Origin of the sequence: Hyphomicrobium sp. (genome assembly GCF_020852195.1) — a bacterium.
In the GTDB taxonomy this organism is placed as follows: Bacteria; Pseudomonadota; Alphaproteobacteria; order Rhizobiales; family Hyphomicrobiaceae; genus Hyphomicrobium_C.
The window spans coordinates 1-18,870 of sequence record NZ_JADZBI010000066.1 but is presented as its reverse complement, the minus strand read 5'-3'; the positions used below and the strand labels follow the sequence as shown (position 1 = coordinate 18,870).

Annotated in this window: 22 protein-coding genes; 16 read left to right on the top strand and 6 right to left on the bottom strand. The window is 66.0% G+C overall.

The annotated features are described in order from the left end of the window. Positions 1 to 15 precede the first annotated feature (15 nt). Positions 16 to 267 (top strand): hypothetical protein, encoded by a 252-nt coding sequence (locus IT540_RS05055; protein WP_291174117.1) that lies wholly within the window; start codon positions 16 to 18, stop codon positions 265 to 267. A 75-nt stretch (positions 268 to 342) separates the two neighbouring features. Then, complete coding sequence (truA, locus tag IT540_RS05050) at positions 343 to 1,080, top strand: tRNA pseudouridine(38-40) synthase TruA (protein ID WP_291174115.1); 738 nt, start codon at positions 343 to 345, stop codon at positions 1,078 to 1,080. A 24-nt stretch (positions 1,081 to 1,104) separates the two neighbouring features. Here the strand turns inward: truA and IT540_RS05045 are convergent, their stop codons facing one another. The 3 genes from IT540_RS05045 to folE form a co-directional block, all read right to left on the bottom strand. Next, entirely contained in the window at positions 1,105 to 1,521 is a 417-nt protein-coding gene (locus IT540_RS05045) for a universal stress protein (protein WP_291174113.1), read from the bottom strand. 90 nt (positions 1,522 to 1,611) lie between these two features. Beyond that, complete coding sequence (locus tag IT540_RS05040; protein ID WP_291174111.1) at positions 1,612 to 2,430, bottom strand: SDR family oxidoreductase; 819 nt, start codon at positions 2,428 to 2,430, stop codon at positions 1,612 to 1,614. 66 nt (positions 2,431 to 2,496) lie between these two features. Beyond that, positions 2,497 to 3,099: a GTP cyclohydrolase I FolE gene (folE, locus tag IT540_RS05035; RefSeq protein WP_291174162.1), complete on the bottom strand. Its 603-nt coding sequence runs from the start codon at positions 3,097 to 3,099 to the stop codon at positions 2,497 to 2,499. A 263-nt stretch (positions 3,100 to 3,362) separates the two neighbouring features. Between folE and IT540_RS05030 the strand changes: the two genes are divergently transcribed. The 6 genes from IT540_RS05030 (at position 3,363) to radC (ending at position 9,680) form a co-directional block, all read left to right on the top strand. Further along, positions 3,363 to 4,367, top strand: coding sequence for an alpha/beta hydrolase (locus tag IT540_RS05030; RefSeq protein WP_291174109.1), 1,005 nt, complete (start codon positions 3,363 to 3,365; stop codon positions 4,365 to 4,367). A 51-nt stretch (positions 4,368 to 4,418) separates the two neighbouring features. Next, the gene (locus IT540_RS05025; RefSeq protein WP_291174108.1) at positions 4,419 to 4,832 is read left to right on the top strand and encodes a tellurite resistance TerB family protein; all 414 of its coding nucleotides are present in this window, start codon (positions 4,419 to 4,421) and stop codon (positions 4,830 to 4,832) included. A gap of 322 nt (positions 4,833 to 5,154) precedes the next feature. Next, positions 5,155 to 7,023 carry a monovalent cation:proton antiporter-2 (CPA2) family protein gene (locus IT540_RS05020; protein WP_291174107.1) on the top strand — a complete coding sequence of 623 codons (1,869 nt, stop codon included), beginning with the start codon at positions 5,155 to 5,157 and terminating at the stop codon, positions 7,021 to 7,023. 172 nt (positions 7,024 to 7,195) lie between these two features. After that, a complete protein-coding gene (gene rplS, locus IT540_RS05015; RefSeq protein ID WP_291174106.1) occupies positions 7,196 to 7,858 on the top strand; it encodes a 50S ribosomal protein L19 in 663 nt (220 codons plus the stop codon). A gap of 202 nt (positions 7,859 to 8,060) precedes the next feature. After that, positions 8,061 to 8,885, top strand: coding sequence for a type I methionyl aminopeptidase (gene map, locus IT540_RS05010; RefSeq protein ID WP_291174105.1), 825 nt, complete (start codon positions 8,061 to 8,063; stop codon positions 8,883 to 8,885). A gap of 15 nt (positions 8,886 to 8,900) precedes the next feature. Next, positions 8,901 to 9,680 carry a DNA repair protein RadC gene (gene radC, locus IT540_RS05005; RefSeq protein WP_291174104.1) on the top strand — a complete coding sequence of 260 codons (780 nt, stop codon included), beginning with the start codon at positions 8,901 to 8,903 and terminating at the stop codon, positions 9,678 to 9,680. A 13-nt stretch (positions 9,681 to 9,693) separates the two neighbouring features. Here radC and IT540_RS05000 read toward each other — a convergent pair whose 3' ends face one another. After that, positions 9,694 to 10,281: an NAD(P)H-dependent oxidoreductase gene (locus IT540_RS05000; protein WP_291174102.1), complete on the bottom strand. Its 588-nt coding sequence runs from the start codon at positions 10,279 to 10,281 to the stop codon at positions 9,694 to 9,696. A gap of 79 nt (positions 10,282 to 10,360) precedes the next feature. After that, positions 10,361 to 10,765 (bottom strand): helix-turn-helix domain-containing protein, encoded by a 405-nt coding sequence (locus IT540_RS04995; protein WP_291174100.1) that lies wholly within the window; start codon positions 10,763 to 10,765, stop codon positions 10,361 to 10,363. Between the two features lie 112 nt (positions 10,766 to 10,877). Here IT540_RS04995 and IT540_RS04990 point away from each other — a divergent pair, with 112 nt between their 5' ends. Together IT540_RS04990 and trxB are read left to right on the top strand one after the other, a co-directional pair. After that, positions 10,878 to 11,765, top strand: a complete 888-nt coding sequence (locus IT540_RS04990; RefSeq protein WP_291174098.1) for an alpha/beta fold hydrolase — start codon at positions 10,878 to 10,880, stop codon at positions 11,763 to 11,765. 126 nt (positions 11,766 to 11,891) lie between these two features. Beyond that, complete coding sequence (gene trxB, locus IT540_RS04985; protein ID WP_291174097.1) at positions 11,892 to 12,857, top strand: thioredoxin-disulfide reductase; 966 nt, start codon at positions 11,892 to 11,894, stop codon at positions 12,855 to 12,857. 66 nt (positions 12,858 to 12,923) lie between these two features. On the opposite strand, the gene IT540_RS04980 is transcribed toward trxB, so the two are convergent. Then, entirely contained in the window at positions 12,924 to 13,790 is an 867-nt protein-coding gene (locus IT540_RS04980; RefSeq protein ID WP_291174095.1) for a hypothetical protein, read from the bottom strand. A gap of 308 nt (positions 13,791 to 14,098) precedes the next feature. Here IT540_RS04980 and IT540_RS04975 point away from each other — a divergent pair, with 308 nt between their 5' ends. The 6 genes from IT540_RS04975 to leuD form a co-directional block, all read left to right on the top strand. Further along, on the top strand, positions 14,099 to 15,001 hold the full coding sequence (locus IT540_RS04975) for a LysR family transcriptional regulator (RefSeq protein WP_291174093.1): 903 nt from the start codon (positions 14,099 to 14,101) through the stop codon (positions 14,999 to 15,001). Positions 15,002 to 15,306: 305 nt separating this feature from the next. Beyond that, entirely contained in the window at positions 15,307 to 16,713 is a 1,407-nt protein-coding gene (leuC, locus tag IT540_RS04970; RefSeq protein ID WP_291174091.1) for a 3-isopropylmalate dehydratase large subunit, read from the top strand. 94 nt (positions 16,714 to 16,807) lie between these two features. Continuing rightward, positions 16,808 to 17,224, top strand: a complete 417-nt coding sequence (locus tag IT540_RS04965) for a metallopeptidase family protein (RefSeq protein WP_291174089.1) — start codon at positions 16,808 to 16,810, stop codon at positions 17,222 to 17,224. A gap of 190 nt (positions 17,225 to 17,414) precedes the next feature. After that, on the top strand, positions 17,415 to 17,954 hold the full coding sequence (locus IT540_RS04960) for a hypothetical protein (protein WP_291174087.1): 540 nt from the start codon (positions 17,415 to 17,417) through the stop codon (positions 17,952 to 17,954). 208 nt (positions 17,955 to 18,162) lie between these two features. After that, positions 18,163 to 18,594: a hypothetical protein gene (locus IT540_RS04955; RefSeq protein WP_291174085.1), complete on the top strand. Its 432-nt coding sequence runs from the start codon at positions 18,163 to 18,165 to the stop codon at positions 18,592 to 18,594. A gap of 21 nt (positions 18,595 to 18,615) precedes the next feature. Beyond that, positions 18,616 to 18,870: 3-isopropylmalate dehydratase small subunit (gene leuD, locus IT540_RS04950; RefSeq protein ID WP_291174083.1), on the top strand; the 255-nt coding region annotated here is incomplete at its 3' end.

Below are 18,870 nucleotides of genomic sequence, written 5' to 3'. Positions count from 1 at the left end.
TCCTGGAGATGCCCCATGATCCGCTCTCTCACAGCCTGCGCCGCAGCGCTTTGCCTCGCCGGCGCATCCGCTCACGCCGGCGACGCCACGACGACGCGCATCGTGCCCTACAACGCCTATGGCGCCACCGTCACCGTCGAGCACGGGGTGCGCGTCTTCCGCCCGCTTCCCCCTGAAGGCCACGTGATCGTCAATCCGGGCAACCGCACGCCCCTGAGCCTCAACGTGTATGAGCCCGGCGTGCCGGTGATCCGCGAGCGCCGCTGACGGCGCCGCATTGCGCCTTGAGCAACCGCACGGGGCGAGCTAGGCAGGGGCCTCGCAGGAACGCGTCTCGAGCCCATGCCCCGCTATCGTCTGACCATCGAATACGACGGCACGCCGTTCGTCGGCTGGCAGGTCCAGCCCGACGGCGTCTCCGTGCAGGGCGCCCTCGAGGCCGCAATCGTGAGCCTCACCGGCGAAACCGCGGGCGTACGCGGCGCCGGCCGTACCGATGCCGGCGTGCATGCCCGCAGGCAGGTCGCCCACTTCGACCTCGGCAAGGACTGGCCGGTGGACAAGATCCGCGACGGCCTGAACTTCTACCTGAAGCCGCAGCCTGTCGTCGTGCTGGCCGCCGCCGAGGTACCGGCCGACTTCGACGCCCGCTTCAGCGCCACGGCGCGCCACTATCTCTACCGCATCCTGGCACGCCGCTCGCCGCCAGCCCTCGACCGCAATCGCGTCTGGTGGCTTCCCCGCGCCATCGACGCCGAGGCCATGGCCGACGCCGCCTCGGTCCTCGTCGGGCGCCACGACTTCACGACCTTCCGCGCCGTCCAATGCCAGGCGAAATCGCCCATTCGCACGCTGGACCGGCTGGACGTCACGCATGACGGAGATGAGATCCGCATCACCGCGTCCGCCCGCTCGTTCCTGCACAACCAGGTGCGCTCGATGGTTGGCAGCCTGAAGCTCGTAGGGGAAGGAAAATGGACGCGTGACGACCTGCGCACCGCGCTGGAAGCCCGCGACCGCACCGCCTGCGGCCCCGTCGCCCCCGCCGCCGGCCTCTATCTCATGAGCGTGGACTACTAGAAGCGCCGCCAATAGCTGATACGCCTATCGCGCGACGGTCACGGCGCAGTGCGCGCGCTGAACCACATCGCGCGAGACCGACCCCAGCACCATGCGGAACGCGAGGCCCTTGCCTCCGCTGCCGACCACGATGTGGTCGAAGCCGTTCGTCTCCGCGAACTGCGTGATCGCCACCGCCGGATCGCGGCTGTTGACCGACGCCGTAGCAACCTGCGTTGCACCGGCCTTGCGAGCTTCCTCTGCTGCCGCATCGAGGACGCGCTGAGCTTCGACGCCGGTCCAAAGCAGCTTCGAGGCATCGGCGCTGGAGTAGCCGCCGATCATCTGGTTGACCGCGAGCAGCGTAAGCTCTGCACCGAGCGCGCCGGCAAGCTTCGCGGCCAGCCGCGCGGCCGGCAAGCTGTGCTCCGTGTCGTCGATCGCGCAAAGAACCTTGATCATGCATCACCCGTTGTTTTGAACGAATGATCGGTTGCGGCCCAAGCCGCAACATTGAGCTTCATCAACCCTAGGTAATGCGGCCGCGCGCGATCACCAGGCGTTGAAGATGCGCCGGATGAGCCGCACGTAGAGATGCCCCGGCACCCAGCCGCGCCCCCACACCGTGAAGGTCGCGTTCGGCTGATAGCGCAGCCGCGGCCAGATGCTGGTCGAGGCGCGCCAGATGCTGCGCGCGACCACGATCGGCTCCGCACCCGCGTCCTCCCAGGCCTTGATGTTCGGCATCACGGTCTCGACGAACGTGTCATAGGCGGTAAGCCCCTCCTTCGTCGCGACCTCGCGCGAACGCTCGAAGAAATCGGTCTTGATCATCCCCGGCTCGATGATCTTGACCTTGATGTTGTGCTGGCGCAGCTCGAACCAGAGCCCTTCCGAAAAACCTTCCAGCGCCCACTTCGTCGCGCTGTACATCGAGTAAAGCGGCATGGTCATGCGCCCCGCCGCCGAGCCTACGTTGACGATACGGCCCTGCTTCCTCTCGCGCATGTGCGGCAGCACCGCGCGCGTCACGTTGAGCACGCCGAACAGGTTGCATTCGAACTGCCGCCGGATCTGTGCGTCCGTCTGCGCCTCGAACGGCCCCATCAAACCGTAGCCCGCGTTGTTGACCACCACGTCGATGGCACCGAACGCGGCGATCACCTCCGCCACCGCCCGATCGACGGACGCCTGGTCCGTCACGTCGAGCTTGAACAGCTTGATGCGGTCCGAGACGCTTCCGAGATCGCTCGTCTCGGGCGTGCGCATGGTGGCCGCGACATTCCAGCCGTTTGCGGCAAACAGCTCGGCCGTGGCCCGGCCGATTCCGCTCGAGGAACCTGTGATCAGAACAGTCTTTCCGACACTCAACGCAATACTCCAGAAATGAAGCCGCCGGGACGAGGCCCGGCGGGTTGATTGAAAAATCTTACGGGATCAATCGATCATCGACAGAAACTCCTGCCGCGTGATGGCGCTGTCGCGGAAGATGCCGAGCATGCGGCTCGTCACCATGTCCGTTCCGGGCTTGTGGATGCCGCGCGTCGTCATGCAGTGATGCTCGGCCTTGAGCACCACGGCCACGCCCTGCGGCGCCAGCGCGCTCTCGATGGCATTGGCGATCTGCGCCGTCATCTTCTCCTGGATCTGCAGCCGCTTCGCATAGGCCTCCACCACGCGTGCAAGCTTCGAGATGCCGACCACGCGTCCGTTCGGGATGTAGCCGACCCACGCGCGCCCGATGATCGGCGCCAGATGGTGCTCGCAATGGCTCTCGAAGCGGATGCCGCGCAGCACGATCATCTCGTCGTAGCCCTCAGTCTCCTCGAAGGTCTTCTGCAGGATTGCCTCGGGATCGTCCTTGTAGCCGCGGAAATACTCCTCGAATGCCTTCGCCACGCGCTCGGGCGTCTCGAGAAGCCCGTCGCGCTCCGGGTTGTCGCCGGCCCAGCGCAGCAGCGTACGCACGGCGGCCTCGGCCTCCTCGCGCGTCGGAGCCGACACCTCGGGGGCGGTTACCTTGATCAGCTTGTTCTTCATGGGTGGGGGCGACTGCCTCATCGCGTGGAACCTTCAAGTAACTGCGCGGACGATACGGGCTCGGCACCGCCCCGGATCAGCCATATCGGGAGAGACCCCTTAACATAGTGCCCGCGAGACGAAAGAGAAGAAACACGCGACCGGCACTTAGGGGCAGGAATCGCCGCCCATGATTAATCGAGCGCGTTGCGACCCCGCCGTGCCCTTGTGCGGCGCAAGATCGAAGGCCATATGCGCCGGGAACCAGAGAGGGAGAAAAATCGATGCAACGGCGACGCGGCGCGCTTTTCGCGGTGGCGATAGTCCTCATCGCCGGCGGCAGCGCCCACGCCGACGGCATGCTGACGGATTTTTCCTATCCCCATCCCATGAAGCAGCACGCCTTCACCTCTCAGGGCCAGGCGCTGGTCATGGCCTACATGGACGTGCCGCCATCCGCGACCGCCAACGGCAAGACCGCCATCCTCTTCCACGGCAAGAACTTCTGCGGGGCCACCTGGGAAGGCGTCATCACGCCGCTCGCTGCCGCCGGCTATCGGGTCGTGGTCCCGGACCAGATCGGTTTCTGCAAATCCACGAAGCCCGCCACCTATCAGATGAGCTTCCATCAGCTCGCCGCCAACACGCGCGCGCTGCTCGCGAGCCTCGGCGTCACGCGCCCGATCCTGATCGGCCATTCCATGGGCGGCATGCTCGCCACGCGCTATGCGCTGAGCTTCCCGGATGACAAAGCCGCGCTCGTCCTCGTCAACCCGATCGGCCTCGAAGACTGGAGCGCCAAGGGCGTTCCCGGCCGCACCGTCGACGAGCTGCTCGAAGCCGAGCGCAAGACCGATGCGGCGCGCATCAAGGCCTACCAGCAGAAGACCTACTACGACGGCCGCTGGCGTCCCGAGTTCGACCGCTGGGTCGAGATGCTGGCCTCCACCTACCGCGGGACAGACAGCGAGCTCGCGATCCTCTCGCAGGCGCGCGCCTCCGACATGATCTTCACCCAGCCGGTGGTGCACGAGTTCACCCGCCTCGCGGTTCCCGTCGTGCTGCTGATCGGCGAGCGCGACACCACCGCTATCGGCAAGGACCGCGCACCGCCGGAAGTCGCCGCGAAGCTCGGCCACTACGCCGAACTTGCCCGCGAAGCCGAAAGCCGCATTCCGAACGCTCGTTTGGTCACGTTCCCCGAGCTGGGCCACGCTCCGCACATCGAGGAGCCGGACGCCTTCAACACCGTGCTCCTCGAGACCCTGGCCGGCCTCAGCACGCCTTGAATGGACTCGGCCGAAAGTTTGCATCGAGCCCATCACCCTAAAGAAGAACGCATGTCCGACCGCATCCCGCCGCCCGACGCCCTCATATACGCCATGGTCACGGTCTCGGCCGCCGACCGCACGATCACGACCGCGGAGCTGGACCGCATCAGCTCCATCGTGCGTGAGCTGCCGCCGTTCCATGCCTTCACGCGTGACTGGCTGGCCGATACCGCGCAGCAGTGCGGCAAGCTGCTGAGAAAGCCCGACGGCGTGGACGCGGTGATCGCCGTGATCAAGCAAAGTCTCCCGCCCCGGCTTTACGAGACCGCCTATGTGCTCTGCGCCGAGGTGGCGGCCTCCGACCTCTCCATTCACGCCAACGAGACGCACTTCATGGAGCTGCTGGCCGCAGCGCTTGGATTGGAAAAGCCGGTCTGCGACGCCCTCGAGCGCGGCGCTCGCGCCCGCCATCAACGCACGTAAGCATCCTGCGCAGTTGAGCCTTTCCACGGCGTGGAACCCGAACTGCCGGTCGCCGACGTATCTGACATCGGGGCGGAGGCTGGAGGCATCTGCTGCGCATGCCAGAGCCCCAGGCCTGCCGCGTCGGCAGTCTTATTTGCTTCAATCTAAGGCAATAGGCAGCACGAGCTTGTGGCCGTGGTGCCGCGCCAATGTCCGCACGAGGACGGACGACGGCCTCATAACCTTGCGCAGAACGGTGCAAAGGCTTTATCGAGGCAATGCAACCCGATTGTTGCAGCGCCTCTCCCGCTCGAGCTCCCTCCGGACATAAGGCATTCCCATGGCGACTGAAACAACGATAGCCGGCCTCGCCCCCGCCGTGGCCCTGCTGACGGCAAGCGTGGTTGCGGTCCCTCTGTTCCGGAAGCTCGGGCTCGGCTCGGTTCTCGGTTATCTGACCGCCGGTCTCGTCATCGGGCCGTTCGGCTTCGGTCTCATCACCGATCCGGTGGCGATCCTGCACGTCGCCGAGCTCGGCGTCGTCATGTTCCTGTTCATCATCGGGCTCGAGATGCGCCCGGCGAAGCTCTGGGCGTTGCGCAAGGACATCTTCGGCCTCGGCCTCGTGCAGGTGCTGACGTGCGGAGCGCTGTTGTCGGCGGTCGGCGTCTATCTCGGCGGGCTCTCCATCCCGGTGGCGGTGATCGGCGCCATGGGCTTCGTGCTGTCGTCCACCGCGGTCATCGTCAAGATGCTGGACGAGCGCGGCGAGACGGCGACGCCGGCCGGGCAGCGCGCGGTTTCCATCCTGCTGCTCGAGGATCTCGCCATCGTCCCGCTGCTGGCGCTCGTCGCGCTGTTCGCGGCCTTCAACGGCGGCAGCCTCACCGACGGCGATCAGCCGGTTTGGATGAGCGTTGCCATCGGCGCCGCCGCGATCCTTGCGGTCGTCGCGGCCGGGAAGTGGCTGCTCAATCCGCTGTTCGGGCTCGTGGCCACGCTCGGAGGCCGCGAGATCATGCTCGCGGCCTCGCTGATGGTCGTGCTCGGCGCGGCGCTCTTCATGCAGTGGGGCGGCCTCTCCATGGCCATGGGCGCGTTCCTGGCCGGCGTGCTGCTCTCGGAATCGACCTTCCGCAACCAGCTCGAGGCGGACATCGATCCCTTCAAGGGGCTCCTGCTCGGCCTCTTCTTCCTCAGCGTCGGCATGTCGCTCGATCTGGCGCTCGTCGCCAGGGAATGGGTGCTCATCGTCGTCGGCGTGATCGCGTTCATGGTGGCCAAGGCGATCGGCATCTTCGTCATCGCGCTTCTGTTCCGAGCCGACTGGAAGGAGGCCCTGTTGCGATCCGCCCTGTTCGCGCAGGGCGGCGAGTTCGCCTTCGTGCTCTATGCGGCGGCGCTCTCCCACGGCGTGTTCGACCAGCGCGTGGCGGCGATCATGAGCGCCATCGTCATCCTGTCGATGGCGCTGACACCGCTGATTGTGCTGCTGCACGACCGCTACGCACCCGCGACCAAGGTCTCCTTCGACGGCGTCGAGGCCGCGAAGGACCTCCAGAACCGCGTGCTGATCATCGGCTTCGGCCGCTTCGGGCAGCTCGTCAGCCAGCCGCTGCTCGCGCGCGGCGTCGACGTTTCGCTGATCGAGATCGACGTCGACATGATCCGCGCCGCCGGCAATTTCGGGTTCAAGGTCTACTACGGCGACGGAACGCGGCTCGACGTGCTGCGCGCCTCGGGCGCGGCGACGGCCGAGGCCATTCTCGTCTGCGTCGACAAGCCCGAGACCGCCGACCGCATCGTCGAGCTCGTCAAGGCCGAGTTCCCGGTGGCCAAGCTGTTCGTGCGCGCCTACGACCGCGGTCACGCGCTGCGCCTGATCGAAACGCGCGTCGACTATTACATCCGCGAGATGTTCGAATCGGCGCTCGTCTTCGGAAAGCACGTGCTGATCGGGCTCGGCTTCGATCCGGCGGTCGCCGAGGAGACGGCCCGCGACGTCCGCAAGCGGGACGAGGAGCGGCTGGCCCTGCAGGTGGTCGGCGGGTTCACGGCCGGGCGCCAGCTACTCCGCGGCAACATGACGACGCCCGAGCCGACCCCGCTCACGCAGCCGAAGAAGAAGGGCACGGCGCTGAGCCCATCGACGGCCGAGGTGCTGGAAAAGGAGGCCGAGCCGCCAAAACCGTCCGCGCCACCCGGCTGACGCCCCCGCGAGCGCGAGTCCGGCCTCGACAGGGGCCTCCAATTCGGCTATAGCGCGGCCAACAAATTTCCCATCAAGGGTCCGCTCCACAAGGAGCCGCATGAGCCGTGCACGCGGACGACTGTCCCGGCGCCGCTCCTCTGCATTGATGTACAAGCAAAAAGGAATGAAAATGAACATCATTCAACAGCTCGAGCGCGAGCAGATGGATGCCGTGCTCAAGACCCGGACGGTGCCGGAGTTCGGCCCCGGCGACACCGTAAAGGTGATGGTGAAGGTCTTCGAAGGCGACGGCAAAGGCCAGTCGGTCCGCCTGCAGGCTTACGAGGGCGTGGTCATCGCCCGCTCCGGCGGCGGCCTCAACGAGAGCTTCACGGTCCGCAAGATCTCCTACGGCGAGGGCGTGGAGCGCGTGTTCCCGATCTACTCGCCTTACATCGCGGAGATCGAGGTTCTGCGCCGCGGCAAGGTCCGGCGCGCGAAGCTCTACTACCTGCGCGGCCGCCGTGGCCGTGCCGCCCGCATCTTCGAGCGCACCGACGTGCGCGCCCGCCGTCTCAACGCGGCGTGGAAGGGCTTCAAGAAGCCCAAAGGCGAGGCCGATGATCTGACGCGCATCAAGGGCATCGACGCCGATCTCGCGGCGCGGCTCAAGACGCTCAACTGCTACAAGTTCGAGCAGGTCGCCAACTTCTCCGACGAGGACATCGCCAACGTCGACGAGGCGCTGAAGCTCAACGGTCAGGTCGAGCGCGACGACTGGGTCGGCGAGGCGCAGAAGCTCGTCGCCGAAGCCGCTGCCGCCGAGGTTCCGGCCGAGGAAGCCAAGGAGTAACGGCCGACCAATCCGGCCACACGGCTATAACGGAGACGGCGGCGCCCTTGGCAGCCGCCGTTTTTCATGAATGGACGGCCTACGTCGGCCCGCCGAGCGTTGCGCGGCGAAGGATTTGGACTACATTCCTTTTCTGTTCCCGCTGACGTCGACTAGGATCGGCGCTCTCGGTCCCGCTTGAGAGAAGGCACGCATTACACCCATGTCCAACGTCGAAGTCAGCCGCGCCCAGTTGCGTGAGACGGGCGCCATCAAGCGGCATGGGCCGGAGGCCTTCGCTGCCATGCGCAAGGCTGGGCAGCTCGCCGCCGCCGCGCTCGACATGATCGCCCCCTACGTCGAGCCGGGCGTGACCACCGAGGAGCTCGACGACCGCGTGCTCGAGTTCGCGCTCGACAACGGAGCCGTGCCGGCGCCGCTCAACTACCGCGGCTTTCCGAAGTCCATCTGCACGTCCATCAACCACGTGGTCTGCCACGGCATCCCCGGACCCAAGCCGCTGCGCGAGGGCGACATCATCAACATCGACGTGACGCTGATCGTCGACGGATGGCATGGCGACACGAGCCGCATGTTCTCGGTCGGCGCTATCAGCCGCCGCGCCGAGCGGCTGATCGAGGTGACCTACGAGGCCCTGAACCGCGGCATCGCGCAGGTGAAGCCCGGCAACACGCTGGGCCACATCGGCGCCGCCATCCAGTCGTTCGCGGAGGGCGAGCGCTGCAGCGTGGTCAAGGACTTCTGCGGCCACGGGCTCGGGCGGCTGTTCCACGACCGGCCGAACATCCTCCACTACGGTGAGGCCGGCGAGGGCGCCGTCATGGAGCCCGGCATGCTGTTCACCATCGAGCCGATGATCAACCTCGGCAAGCCGCACGTGAAGGTGCTCTCCGACGGCTGGACGGCGGTGACGCGGGATCGCGAGCTGTCGGCGCAGTTCGAGCACACGGTCGGCGTGACGGAGACCGGCGTCGAGGTGTTCACGCATTCGCCAGCCGGTCTCGAGTGGCCCTCCCGCCAGAGCTGATCCGCGGATAGACCGATGCAGGACCCCGGCGCGCGAGATCCGAAAGCTCAAGAGCCGGACTCGCCTGCACCGGAGCGGTCGCAACAGGAGACGAGCGCACAGGGCTCGTTCCTCGAAGGTCCGCAGCCGCTCTACACCGGGCATCGCCAAAGGCTGCGCGAGCGCTTCCGCAAGGCGGGGGCGGAGGCGCTTCCCGACTATGAGCTGCTTGAGATGGTGCTGTTCCGCGCCATCCCGCGCCGGGACACGAAGGATCTCGCCAAGCGGCTCTTGGCGCGCTTCGGATCGTTCGCCGAGGTGGTCAATGCACCCGACACCCGACTGAGAGAGATCACCGGCGTCGGTGACGCCGTCGTCACCGAGATCAAGCTGATCCGCGCCGCGGCGCTGCGCCTGATGCAGGGAGAGATCACATCCGGCCCGCTGCTCTCGTCGTGGAACCAGGTGCTCGACTATCTGCGGGCGGCCCAGGGCTTCGCACACCGGGAGCAGTTCCGCATCCTGTTCCTCGACAAGAAAAACCGCCTGATCGCCGACGAGGTGCAGGGCGAGGGGACCGTCGACCACACGCCTGTCTACGTGCGCGAGGTGGTGAAGCGGGCGCTGGAACTCTCGGCGACGGCGATCATTCTCGTCCATAATCACCCGTCGGGCGATCCGACGCCGTCGCGCGCCGACATCGACATGACGAGGATGATCGTCGATGCAGGTCGGCCGCTCGGCGTCACCGTCCACGACCACATCATCGTCGGCCGCGGCGGGCATGCGAGCTTCAGAGCCATGCGGCTGATCTGATGACGATGGCGCCCTATCGGGTTGCTGCCTCGCGGGCCTGCTTGAGCGCCACTGTCCACCATACGAGGTCATCCAGCATCGGCACGGCCGACTGCTCGAGATGCGGGTAGTCGGTCATCTGCTTGCCTTCGCGCAACATGCCGATCATCTCGACCATACCGATGTGGACTGCATGCTTGAGCGTGGCAACGTGCAGCTCGGCCAGAATATTGCGCAGATGCTCAATTGCTCTCGCAGCGCCGGTTCCGCCATATCCGACGAATGTCGCCGGCTTGCGCTGAGGCTCCTCGTAGAGGTGATCGAGCGCGTTCTTCAGCACACCCGTGATGCTGTGGTTGTATTCGGCGGTGACGAATATGTAGCCGTCGAAGCTTGCCATCTTGGCTGCCCATTGCCTGGCGACGTCGTTCTCGACGGGCGCGTAGATGAGCGGAATCTTCTGCTCGAAGAACGGCATCGGATAGTCGCGCAGATCGACGACCTCGAAGGTGGCGTCGCCGCGACGGCTCGCGATGTCGGCAATCCACGCGGTCGGAGTGTCGCCGAAGCGGCCTTGGCGCGTGGTGCTGACGACAATGGCGATGTGGGGTCTCGAAGTCATGAAAGGTCCCTCGGCTGATGCAATCGCGAGGGACCTAGGCGTGCCGTACCCACACCACAAGACGGCACTTTTTCGGTCGTTACTTACCGTTCGATAAGTGTCGGGAGCTATCGTTCTCCTGCGCCTTCTGGTCGAATTGTCGACGAGAGGCTTCGATGCTCTGCTGATTTGCGGATACCCAGGCGCCGACCGGCGCAAGGGCATCCTTGAGAGAGCGGCCGAGATCGGACAGCTCATACTCCACGCGCGGCGGTATGGTCGGATAGACCGTCCTGATCAGCAATCCGTCGCGCTCGAGGCTGCGTACCGTTACGGTCAGCATACGTTGTGAGATGCCGTCGATGGCTCTGTGCAACTCGCCAAAGCGCATACGTCTGTCGCCCAACGCGGCGAGCAGCAGCACGGTCCACCTGTCGCCGACGAGCGAGAGGATCTCGCCGATCGGCTTGCACGTTTCCGGACGGTGCTCATCGACGGTTTTCATGACGTGTCCTCTATCACGGGAGTCCCTTGGCGATCCAATCCGTTTCTCGAACGTGCTGGCGGACTTCGATTTTCGCGCGGCGTGTGAGCCTGTATAGGGAGACCGGCGGTCGATGACCCTGTTCTTCGATCGGAGATTGAGAACGCGGCCCGTTCGTCTCGACCATCTGCCGCCGGCGCTGGCCGGCGATCTCGCCTACCGGCGCTTCTGCCTGCCGAAGCTCTCCACGCGGCGCAGCGCGGATCACGTTCTGCTCGCCGAGCGCGCACGGTTCCACCTGCGCAATGCGCTCTGGGTGCGCATGCCGACCACCGAAGGCGAGGTGCAGGCCTACGTGTTCGAGCCCGAAGGAGACGGCCCGCATGCCGGCGTGCTTATCGCCCACGGCTGGACCAGCGAAGCCTCTTTCATGGCCGTGTTCGCCGAGCAGTTGCGCCGGGCCGGCTTCCGCGTCGTCGCATTCGATCAGCCCGGCCACGGCAAGAGCGCGCAGGAACGCGCCAGCCTGATCGATTGCGCGCGGGCCCTGCTGCACGTCGCCGAGACGCTCGGCCCGTTCAAGTTCGCGGTCACGCATTCCATGGGCGGCCTCGCCGCGCTGCTCGTGGGCGAAGGCGGCCCGCCGATGGCGCGCGCCTACCCGTTCGAGCGCTACGTGCTCCTCTCCTCGCCGAACAGCTTCTCGACCATCACACGGGAGTTCGCCGACGAGCTTCACCTCGGGCCGGCGGCAACGCGCAACTTCGAGCGACACCTCGAGCGCGTCGCGCACCGACCGATGGCGACCTTCACGGCTGCCAATCTGCTGGCCGCAACCGGCCGCCCGGCGCTCGTGATCCATGCCCGCGACGATACGGAGGTGGTGTTCCGGCATGCCGAGGAGATCGCGGCGGCGTGCCCCAAGGCGACGCTGCTGGCGTTCGACGGATTGGGACACCGGAATATTTTGTTTGCCCCGCCCGTGATTCGCGCCGCGCTGTCCTATCTATCGGACGGTTGATAGGTGCCGACTTGCGCTTGGCAGGGCTCGCGCTGGCCCCGGTCCTTGATTATATGAGGGCTGCCGCCCGCACCGGAGGGGTGCCGCGCGGCAGAGCCCCGAAAATGCGGGCCGGAAGGGTCGGTCATGAGCAAAGCCAAGCACGCACGCGTCGTCATCCTGGGCTCGGGCCCGGCGGGCTACACCGCCGCCATCTACGCGGCTCGCGCCATGCTGCAGCCCGTCCTCATCCAGGGCAATCAGCCGGGCGGACAGCTGACCATCACGACCGACGTCGAGAACTATCCGGGTTTCGCCGACGTGATCCAGGGGCCGTGGCTCATGGAGCAGATGAAGGCGCAGGCCGAGCACGTCGGCACCGAGATCATCATGGACTACATCGTGAAGGTGGACCTCGGCGTGAGGCCGTTCCGCCTCGAGGGCGATTCCGGCGACCGCTACACGTGCGACGCGCTGATCATCGCCACCGGCGCCCAGGCGCGCTGGCTCGGCATCCCGAGCGAAGAGACGTTTAAAGGCTACGGCGTCTCGGCGTGCGCAACGTGCGACGGATTTTTCTACAAGGGCAAGGAAGTGGTCGTGATCGGCGGCGGCAACACCGCCGTCGAGGAGGCGATCTTCCTCACCAACTTCGCCAAGAAGGTGATCGTCGTGCACCGGCGCGACCATTTCCGCGCCGAGAAGATCCTGCAGGACCGGCTGTTCAAGAACAACAAGATCGAGGTGATCTGGGACAGCGCGGTCGAGGAGATCGTGGGCGAGGCCGAGCCGCGCACGGTGACGGCCGTCAAGCTCAGGAACGTCAAGACGGGCAAGATCACCAAGCGCAAGGTGGACGGCGTGTTCGTCGCCATCGGGCACGCGCCGGCGACAGAGTTGTTCAGAGGCCAGCTCGAGACGAAGCCGTCGGGCTACCTCGTCACCGCACCGGATTCGACGGCCACGTCGATACCGGGCGTGTTCGCGGCCGGCGATGTGAAGGACGACGTGTATCGCCAGGCGGTAACGGCCGCCGGCATGGGCTGCATGGCCGCGCTCGAGGCGGAGCGATTCCTGGCGCATGCAGGGGCGACAGCCGCGGCAGCAGAGTAAATCTCGCCCCCCTCACCCGCGCCGCTTCCGCGGCGCGACCTCTCTCCAAGGGCGCTCCCGCCCGCGTCAGAACTTATAGGCGACCACCTTGCCGTCGACCATCAGCGGGATGATGGCGGTGCGCGTGCTCGGGTTGTAGTTGAGGTCAGCCGTGCCCTGGCCGAGAGACAGCACCACCTTGGCCTCACCCGAGCGCGAAACCTGGAACACCTTGCCGGCCACCCAGTCGGTCACGAGATAGTTGTCGGCGTCGAACGGCTCAAGGCCGTCGAGGTTGCCGACAGGGGTGCCGTTGCCGAGGTCGGCGACGGTCTTGTCGGCGAGGCTGACCGTCAGAAGGTTGCCGGGCGTCTCGGTGGAGAAGTCAGCCTTCAGACCGCTGCCCCAGGGGGCAATCACGAGCCTGTCGCTTTCGACGAGGAGCCCGTTCGGGGTCTTGAGCGCGTCGCTCTCGAGCCACTTCTCGAAAGTGCCGTCGGCGAGCCGCCAGATGGCGTTGCCTGCCCAGTCCGGCACGTAGATGCGGCCCTCGCTGTCGACGGCGGGATCGTTCAGGCTCTTGGCGCCCGCGGCCTGATGGCGGGTGACGGTTCCGGTCGCAACGTCGATCTCGACGAGATGGTCGACGTCGCCGACGTACAGCTTGCCATTGGACAGCGCCAGGCCCTTCGGTGCGTCGAGGCCGGTGACCCACTTCGCCTCCGTCACCTTGCCGTCGAGCCTAAGCTTCGAGATGAAGCCGTCGCCGTCCTTCTCGTCGGGCTTGCCGCCACCCATGTTGCTGACGTAGATCACGCCGGCGTCGGTGTCCGGAAGCGCCGATTCAGGCGCACTGAAGCCCGTAGCTTCCCACACTTTCGTCGGCTCGTCGGAGCCACCGCAGGCGCTCAGGGAGGCGGCAAGGGCGAGAGCAGCTACACGCAGGAACCTCATGTCGACACACCTTTGCTCTTGGGTCGGCGGCTAAGAAACGGCCGGCAGGGGTTGGGGATTGGCTGGCGGCAGGCGCGCCGCAGCCCGTCGTATACGCGCAGATATAACCACAGCTTGGTTCGCTGCCAATGCCGGCTTTACCTGTGGTGCAGGGTCGCCGCTATGCATTTTTCGATGGCCACCCTAATTCTGATATCAAATAATCGCAATGCTTAGGCAGACGATGCGTGTCCGTGCGGATGCACCGTTCGCCCGAGCGATCGGAATCGCTTGGTCGCCGGCCGATTGCTCGTTTGCGGGGTATCTCGATGGATTGGGACAAGCTCAGGATCGTCCATGCGGCCGCCGCGGCGGGCAGCTTCACGCACGCGGGCGACGCGCTGCACATGAGCCAGTCGGCTGTCAGCCGGCAGGTGTCGGCACTGGAGCGCGACCTCAAGGTCTCGCTGTTCCACCGCCATGCACGCGGCCTCGTGCTGACCGAGCAGGGCGAGTTGCTCTACGCCACCGTGGCCGAGGTCATGAGCAAGCTGCAGACGGCAGAAACGCTACTCGCCGATACCACCACCAAGCCGTCCGGACTGCTCTCGGTAGCGGCGCCGGTGGGGCTCGGCACGGTCTGGGTGTCGCAGCGGCTTCGCGAGTTCATGGAGCTTTATCCGGAGATCCGCATCGAGCTTCTGCTCGACGACGATCAGATCGACATCGCCATGCGCGCCGCGGATGTCGCTATCTGGACGCGCGAGCCGGAGCAGGCGGACCTCATCCGCCGGCCACTGTTCACGGCCAGCGTGCGGCCGATGGCCTCGACGAAATACACGCGCCGCTTCGGCGTTCCGGAGACATTCGCCGACCTCGACAACGGCAGCCACCGCGTGCTGTCCTACAGCGGCATGCCGCCGCAACTGCTGCCTGCGATCAGTTGGCTGGAGACGGCAGGGCGCCCGGAAGGCGAGCCGCGCGAGCCGGTGCTCCGGACCAACAGCGTGGTGGCGATCAAGCAGGCCGTGCTGGCCGGCATCGGCATCGGCATGATCCCCGACTACATGACGGAGCAGGACAGCGACCTGGTGCCCGTGCTCACCAAGTGCGACGCGGAAAAGCCGAGCCTGCCGGTGCTGTTCGTCTATCCCGAAGAGCTCAAGAGCTCGAAGAAGGTGCAAGTGCTGCGCGACTTCCTGGTCGCCAAGGCGCGCCACTGGCGGGAGTAGGCTGTACTTTGGCCTGGCGCGTAAAACCGCAGAGGGGTCCGGCCGTATCTCAGGCATCCGGTGCGGCGCTGAGCCGAGGGTTAATTGCCACCGCCCAAGGCGAGCTTCCGTGCTGGCCACCTCAGGCCGGGCCGCCGATCGGGGTCCGGCCCTTTTGCTGGCTGGCGTCGCCCGAGCGGGCACCGCACGTTGGGCGCAAACATCGCCGATTTTCACCTTATCGGGGCGGCAAGGGCGGCTGATTTGCAACCCGGCCGCCGAAACGCTATCTGATGGGAAAATTCCCCCTTTACCGAGCCCGAACCATGGCCAAGACGCTCTACGATAAGATTTTCGACGACCACGTGGTCGACCGGCAACCGGACGGCACCTGCCTGCTCTACATCGACCGCCATCTCGTGCACGAGGTGACGAGCCCGCAGGCGTTCGAGGGGCTCCGGATGAGCGGACGCAAGGTACGGGCCCCCGAGAAGACGCTGGCCGTCGTCGACCACAACGTTCCGACCACGGACCGCACCCGCGGCATCGCCGACGAGGACAGCCGGGTGCAGGTCGAGACGCTGGCCACCAATGCGCGCGACTTCGGCGTCGAGTACTACAACGAGCTCGACAAGCGGCAGGGCATCGTGCACGTCGTCGGCCCCGAGCAGGGCTTCACGCTGCCCGGCACCACCATCGTCTGCGGCGACAGCCATACCTCGACGCACGGCGCGTTCGGAGCCTTGGCGCACGGCATCGGCACGAGCGAGGTCGAGCACGTGCTCGCCACCCAGACGCTGGTGCAGAAGAAGGCCAAGAACATGCGCGTCTCCGTGGACGGCAAGCTGCCGGCCCACGTGACGGCGAAGGACATCATCCTGGCCATCATCGGCGAGATCGGCACCGCCGGCGGCACGGGCTCCGTGATCGAGTACGCGGGCGAGGCGATCCGCGACCTCTCCATGGAAGGCCGCATGACGGTCTGCAACATGTCGATCGAGGGTGGCGCGCGGGCCGGCATGATCGCGCCCGACGAGAAGACCTATGCCTTCATCAAGGGCCGTCCCAAGGCGCCGAAGGGCCAGGCCTGGGACATGGCGTTGAAGTACTGGGACACGCTCTACTCCGACGAAGGCGCGCATTTCGACCGCGAGGTGCGCCTCGACGCGGCCAAGCTGCCGCCGATCGTCTCCTGGGGCACGAGCCCCGAGGATGTGGTCTCGGTTGCCGGCCTCGTGCCGAACCCGGACGAGGTGGCGGACGAGAACAAGCGTGCCTCGATGAAGCGGGCGCTCGAGTACATGGGACTCGCACCCGGCACGAGGATGACGGACATCCCGCTCGACGTGGTATGGATCGGCTCCTGCACCAACGGGCGCATGGAGGACCTGCGCGAAGTTGCCAAAATCGTCGAGGGCAAGAAGATCTCCGAGCGGCTCGCCTACGCGATGATCGTGCCGGGATCGGGTCTCGTGAAGCAGCAGGCGGAGGCCGAGGGTCTCGACAAGATCTTCAAGGCCGCCGGCTTCGAGTGGCGCGAGCCCGGCTGCTCCATGTGCCTCGGCATGAATCCCGACCAGCTCAAGCCCGAGCAGCGTTGCGCGTCGACGTCGAACCGCAACTTCGAGGGCCGTCAGGGCTACAAGGGGCGGACGCACCTCGTGTCGCCGGCGATGGCGGCCGCAGCCGCGCTCGAGGGCCATTTCGTCGACATTCGCACCTGGCAGGCCTAGAACGCCTGCCGGATGCGCCGCCACCCCTTGAAGGGGTGGGCCCGAAGCGCCTATCTCTGCCCTTCGAAAATCAGAAACGGCGGGAGAGCAGGGCATGGCGGGCGCGGTGGACTGGAAATCGGCGACGCCGCCCACCCTGGCCGATTTCGAGATCATTGCGGCGGCGGCGTGGGAGCGCATCGAGCCAGAGTTCCGCGAGGTATGCGGCGATCTCGTGATCCGCATCGAGGATTTCGCTCTCGACGAGGTGCTCGACGAGCTCGACATCGAAAGCCCGTTCGACCTGATGGGACTCTACCAGGGGCTTTCGCTCGACAAGAAGAGCGTGCTCGACGCGCCGCGCGAGCCCGACATGGTGTTCCTCTACCGGCGGGCGATCCTCGACTACTGGACAGAGAGCGGCGAGCCCCTAGGCGAGATCATCACGCACGTGCTCGTGCACGAGATCGGCCATCATTTCGGCTTCTCCGACGACGATATGGAGGAGATCGAGGAGCAGGCGGCGCAGTGACTGGCCCGCCAGGAAAAAGTCCTGTTTCTATAGAACGACGAAAATTGCCGAGCGCTGCAATTTCGCCACAGCGCGCGGGGTGTTCTGCACAAGCTCGGCACGCCTGAGCGAATGTTAACTTTTGCAGGCGATGTTGAAGCTGCTAAGGATTTCTTCGGGGCGCGTGCGGGTGTCGCGTAGAGGTGCTCATTTGACGACGGTTCTCCGTCCGACCTTCCACTCCCTCTGCCGATCTCTCCTGGGCGCGAGCCTTGCGGCTTTTGCACTCGGAGTGCAGCCGGTCTCAGCCGACGATGTGCCCACGCCACAGGAGTATGTCGACCACGTCGGCGGCGATGCGCACGTCCTGCCGCCGGGTGAGCTCAAGCTCGACGGCAAAAAGCAAATCTGCGGGCAGCGCCCGACCGTAATCGACAGCCAGCTCGACGACTACGGCGCGGCCTATCCGGGCTTCCTGATCCTCAATCCGCGGCTCCTCGCCAAGGTCTCGACGCCGGTCAAGCTCTGGATCTTCGCGCACGAGTGCGGGCATCAGTTCCGCGGGCCCGACGAGGAGACCGCCGACTGCTTCGCCGTGCAGCGTGGACGGCGGCAGGGCTGGCTCGACGAGAACGGGCTCGAGGAGATCTGTGCCTTCATCTCTCCCGCCAAGGGCGACAGCATGCATTTCGCGGGCTCGCACCGCTGCGAGTACATGCGCAAGTGCTTCGCCGACCCCTCGATCCGGTAGAGGCCTTCCGTTACTGACAGAACGAGCCGACTCGGCTGCCACGAACTTGACGTCACTCCGGCGAAGGCCGGAGTCCAGACACGTCGAGGATCAACACCCAAGCCGTGCCACGTTCGGGCCAAATGGCATTAGCCTCTAGGTTTATCCCCGGCCGCAGGACCTGATTTACGATCGGGGGCTTAACCGCCTGTCCCGGTCGGCCGTCGCCATGCACGTTCTCGAGTTTCCGAAGCGGCTGCTTTCGATCGCCGAGACGGTCGGGACCTGGGCCGGCGCGCTCACGGCGCTGGACCGGTCGCGGCGCGCCAAGGTGGCCCGCTATGCCGACGCCATCGCCGAGACGCTGGGCCGGGCGGCCCGCCACTCGGCACGGCTCGCGACAGCCCCCAACGACAGGGTGGCGCAGCGTGGGGTGATCCGTGAATTCGGCCGGATCACGGGCTATCTGGAGACCCTGGTCGGCGTGCTGCAACACCATCTTGACGGACGAAAGCTTGCTGGCGTTAAAAGGCGGCTGGAGCAGCTCGGCGCGCACCGGACGACGGTCGGGCCTGCGGCGTCGGCGGCCGCCATCCGGGTCGACCGCCTGCTCGCCGCCGAAGGCTATTTCCGGGCGCTGGCAGACAGCCTGCGCGTTTGAAGGTTCAGGACACACCAAGAGATGCAGAAGTTTACCAAGCTAACGGGCGTCGCCGCTCCCTTTCCGCTCCGGAATGTGGACACGGACATGATCATCCCGAAGCAGTTCCTGAAGACGATCAAGCGCACGGGGCTCGGCCGCGCGCTGTTCTACGAGCTGCGCTACGACCAGAGCGGCAAGGAGAATCCCGACTTCGTGCTCAATAAGCCCGCGTACCGGAGCGCGGAAATCCTGGTTGCGGGCGAGAATTTCGGCTGCGGCTCCTCGCGCGAGCAC

Excerpts from the sequence above, each read along its gene's own strand:
- rplS (WP_291174106.1), top strand. The coding sequence starts at position 7,196 with ATGAACATCATTCAACAGCTCGAGCGCGAGCAGATGGATGCCGTGCTC.
- IT540_RS05030 (WP_291174109.1), top strand. The coding sequence starts at position 3,363 with ATGCAACGGCGACGCGGCGCGCTTTTCGCGGTGGCGATAGTCCTCATC.
- IT540_RS04975 (WP_291174093.1), top strand. The coding sequence starts at position 14,099 with ATGGATTGGGACAAGCTCAGGATCGTCCATGCGGCCGCCGCGGCGGGC.
- map (WP_291174105.1), top strand. The coding sequence starts at position 8,061 with ATGTCCAACGTCGAAGTCAGCCGCGCCCAGTTGCGTGAGACGGGCGCC.
- IT540_RS04955 (WP_291174085.1), top strand. The coding sequence starts at position 18,163 with ATGCACGTTCTCGAGTTTCCGAAGCGGCTGCTTTCGATCGCCGAGACG.
- IT540_RS04990 (WP_291174098.1), top strand. The coding sequence starts at position 10,878 with ATGACCCTGTTCTTCGATCGGAGATTGAGAACGCGGCCCGTTCGTCTC.
- leuC (WP_291174091.1), top strand. The coding sequence starts at position 15,307 with ATGGCCAAGACGCTCTACGATAAGATTTTCGACGACCACGTGGTCGAC.
- IT540_RS05025 (WP_291174108.1), top strand. The coding sequence starts at position 4,419 with ATGTCCGACCGCATCCCGCCGCCCGACGCCCTCATATACGCCATGGTC.
- IT540_RS05055 (WP_291174117.1), top strand. The coding sequence starts at position 16 with ATGATCCGCTCTCTCACAGCCTGCGCCGCAGCGCTTTGCCTCGCCGGC.
- IT540_RS05000 (WP_291174102.1), bottom strand. The coding sequence starts at position 10,281 with ATGACTTCGAGACCCCACATCGCCATTGTCGTCAGCACCACGCGCCAA.
- folE (WP_291174162.1), bottom strand. The coding sequence starts at position 3,099 with ATGAAGAACAAGCTGATCAAGGTAACCGCCCCCGAGGTGTCGGCTCCG.
- IT540_RS05045 (WP_291174113.1), bottom strand. The coding sequence starts at position 1,521 with ATGATCAAGGTTCTTTGCGCGATCGACGACACGGAGCACAGCTTGCCG.
- truA (WP_291174115.1), top strand. The coding sequence starts at position 343 with ATGCCCCGCTATCGTCTGACCATCGAATACGACGGCACGCCGTTCGTC.
- IT540_RS04995 (WP_291174100.1), bottom strand. The coding sequence starts at position 10,765 with ATGAAAACCGTCGATGAGCACCGTCCGGAAACGTGCAAGCCGATCGGC.
- trxB (WP_291174097.1), top strand. The coding sequence starts at position 11,892 with ATGAGCAAAGCCAAGCACGCACGCGTCGTCATCCTGGGCTCGGGCCCG.
- IT540_RS04965 (WP_291174089.1), top strand. The coding sequence starts at position 16,808 with ATGGCGGGCGCGGTGGACTGGAAATCGGCGACGCCGCCCACCCTGGCC.
- IT540_RS04980 (WP_291174095.1), bottom strand. The coding sequence starts at position 13,790 with ATGAGGTTCCTGCGTGTAGCTGCTCTCGCCCTTGCCGCCTCCCTGAGC.
- IT540_RS05020 (WP_291174107.1), top strand. The coding sequence starts at position 5,155 with ATGGCGACTGAAACAACGATAGCCGGCCTCGCCCCCGCCGTGGCCCTG.
- radC (WP_291174104.1), top strand. The coding sequence starts at position 8,901 with ATGCAGGACCCCGGCGCGCGAGATCCGAAAGCTCAAGAGCCGGACTCG.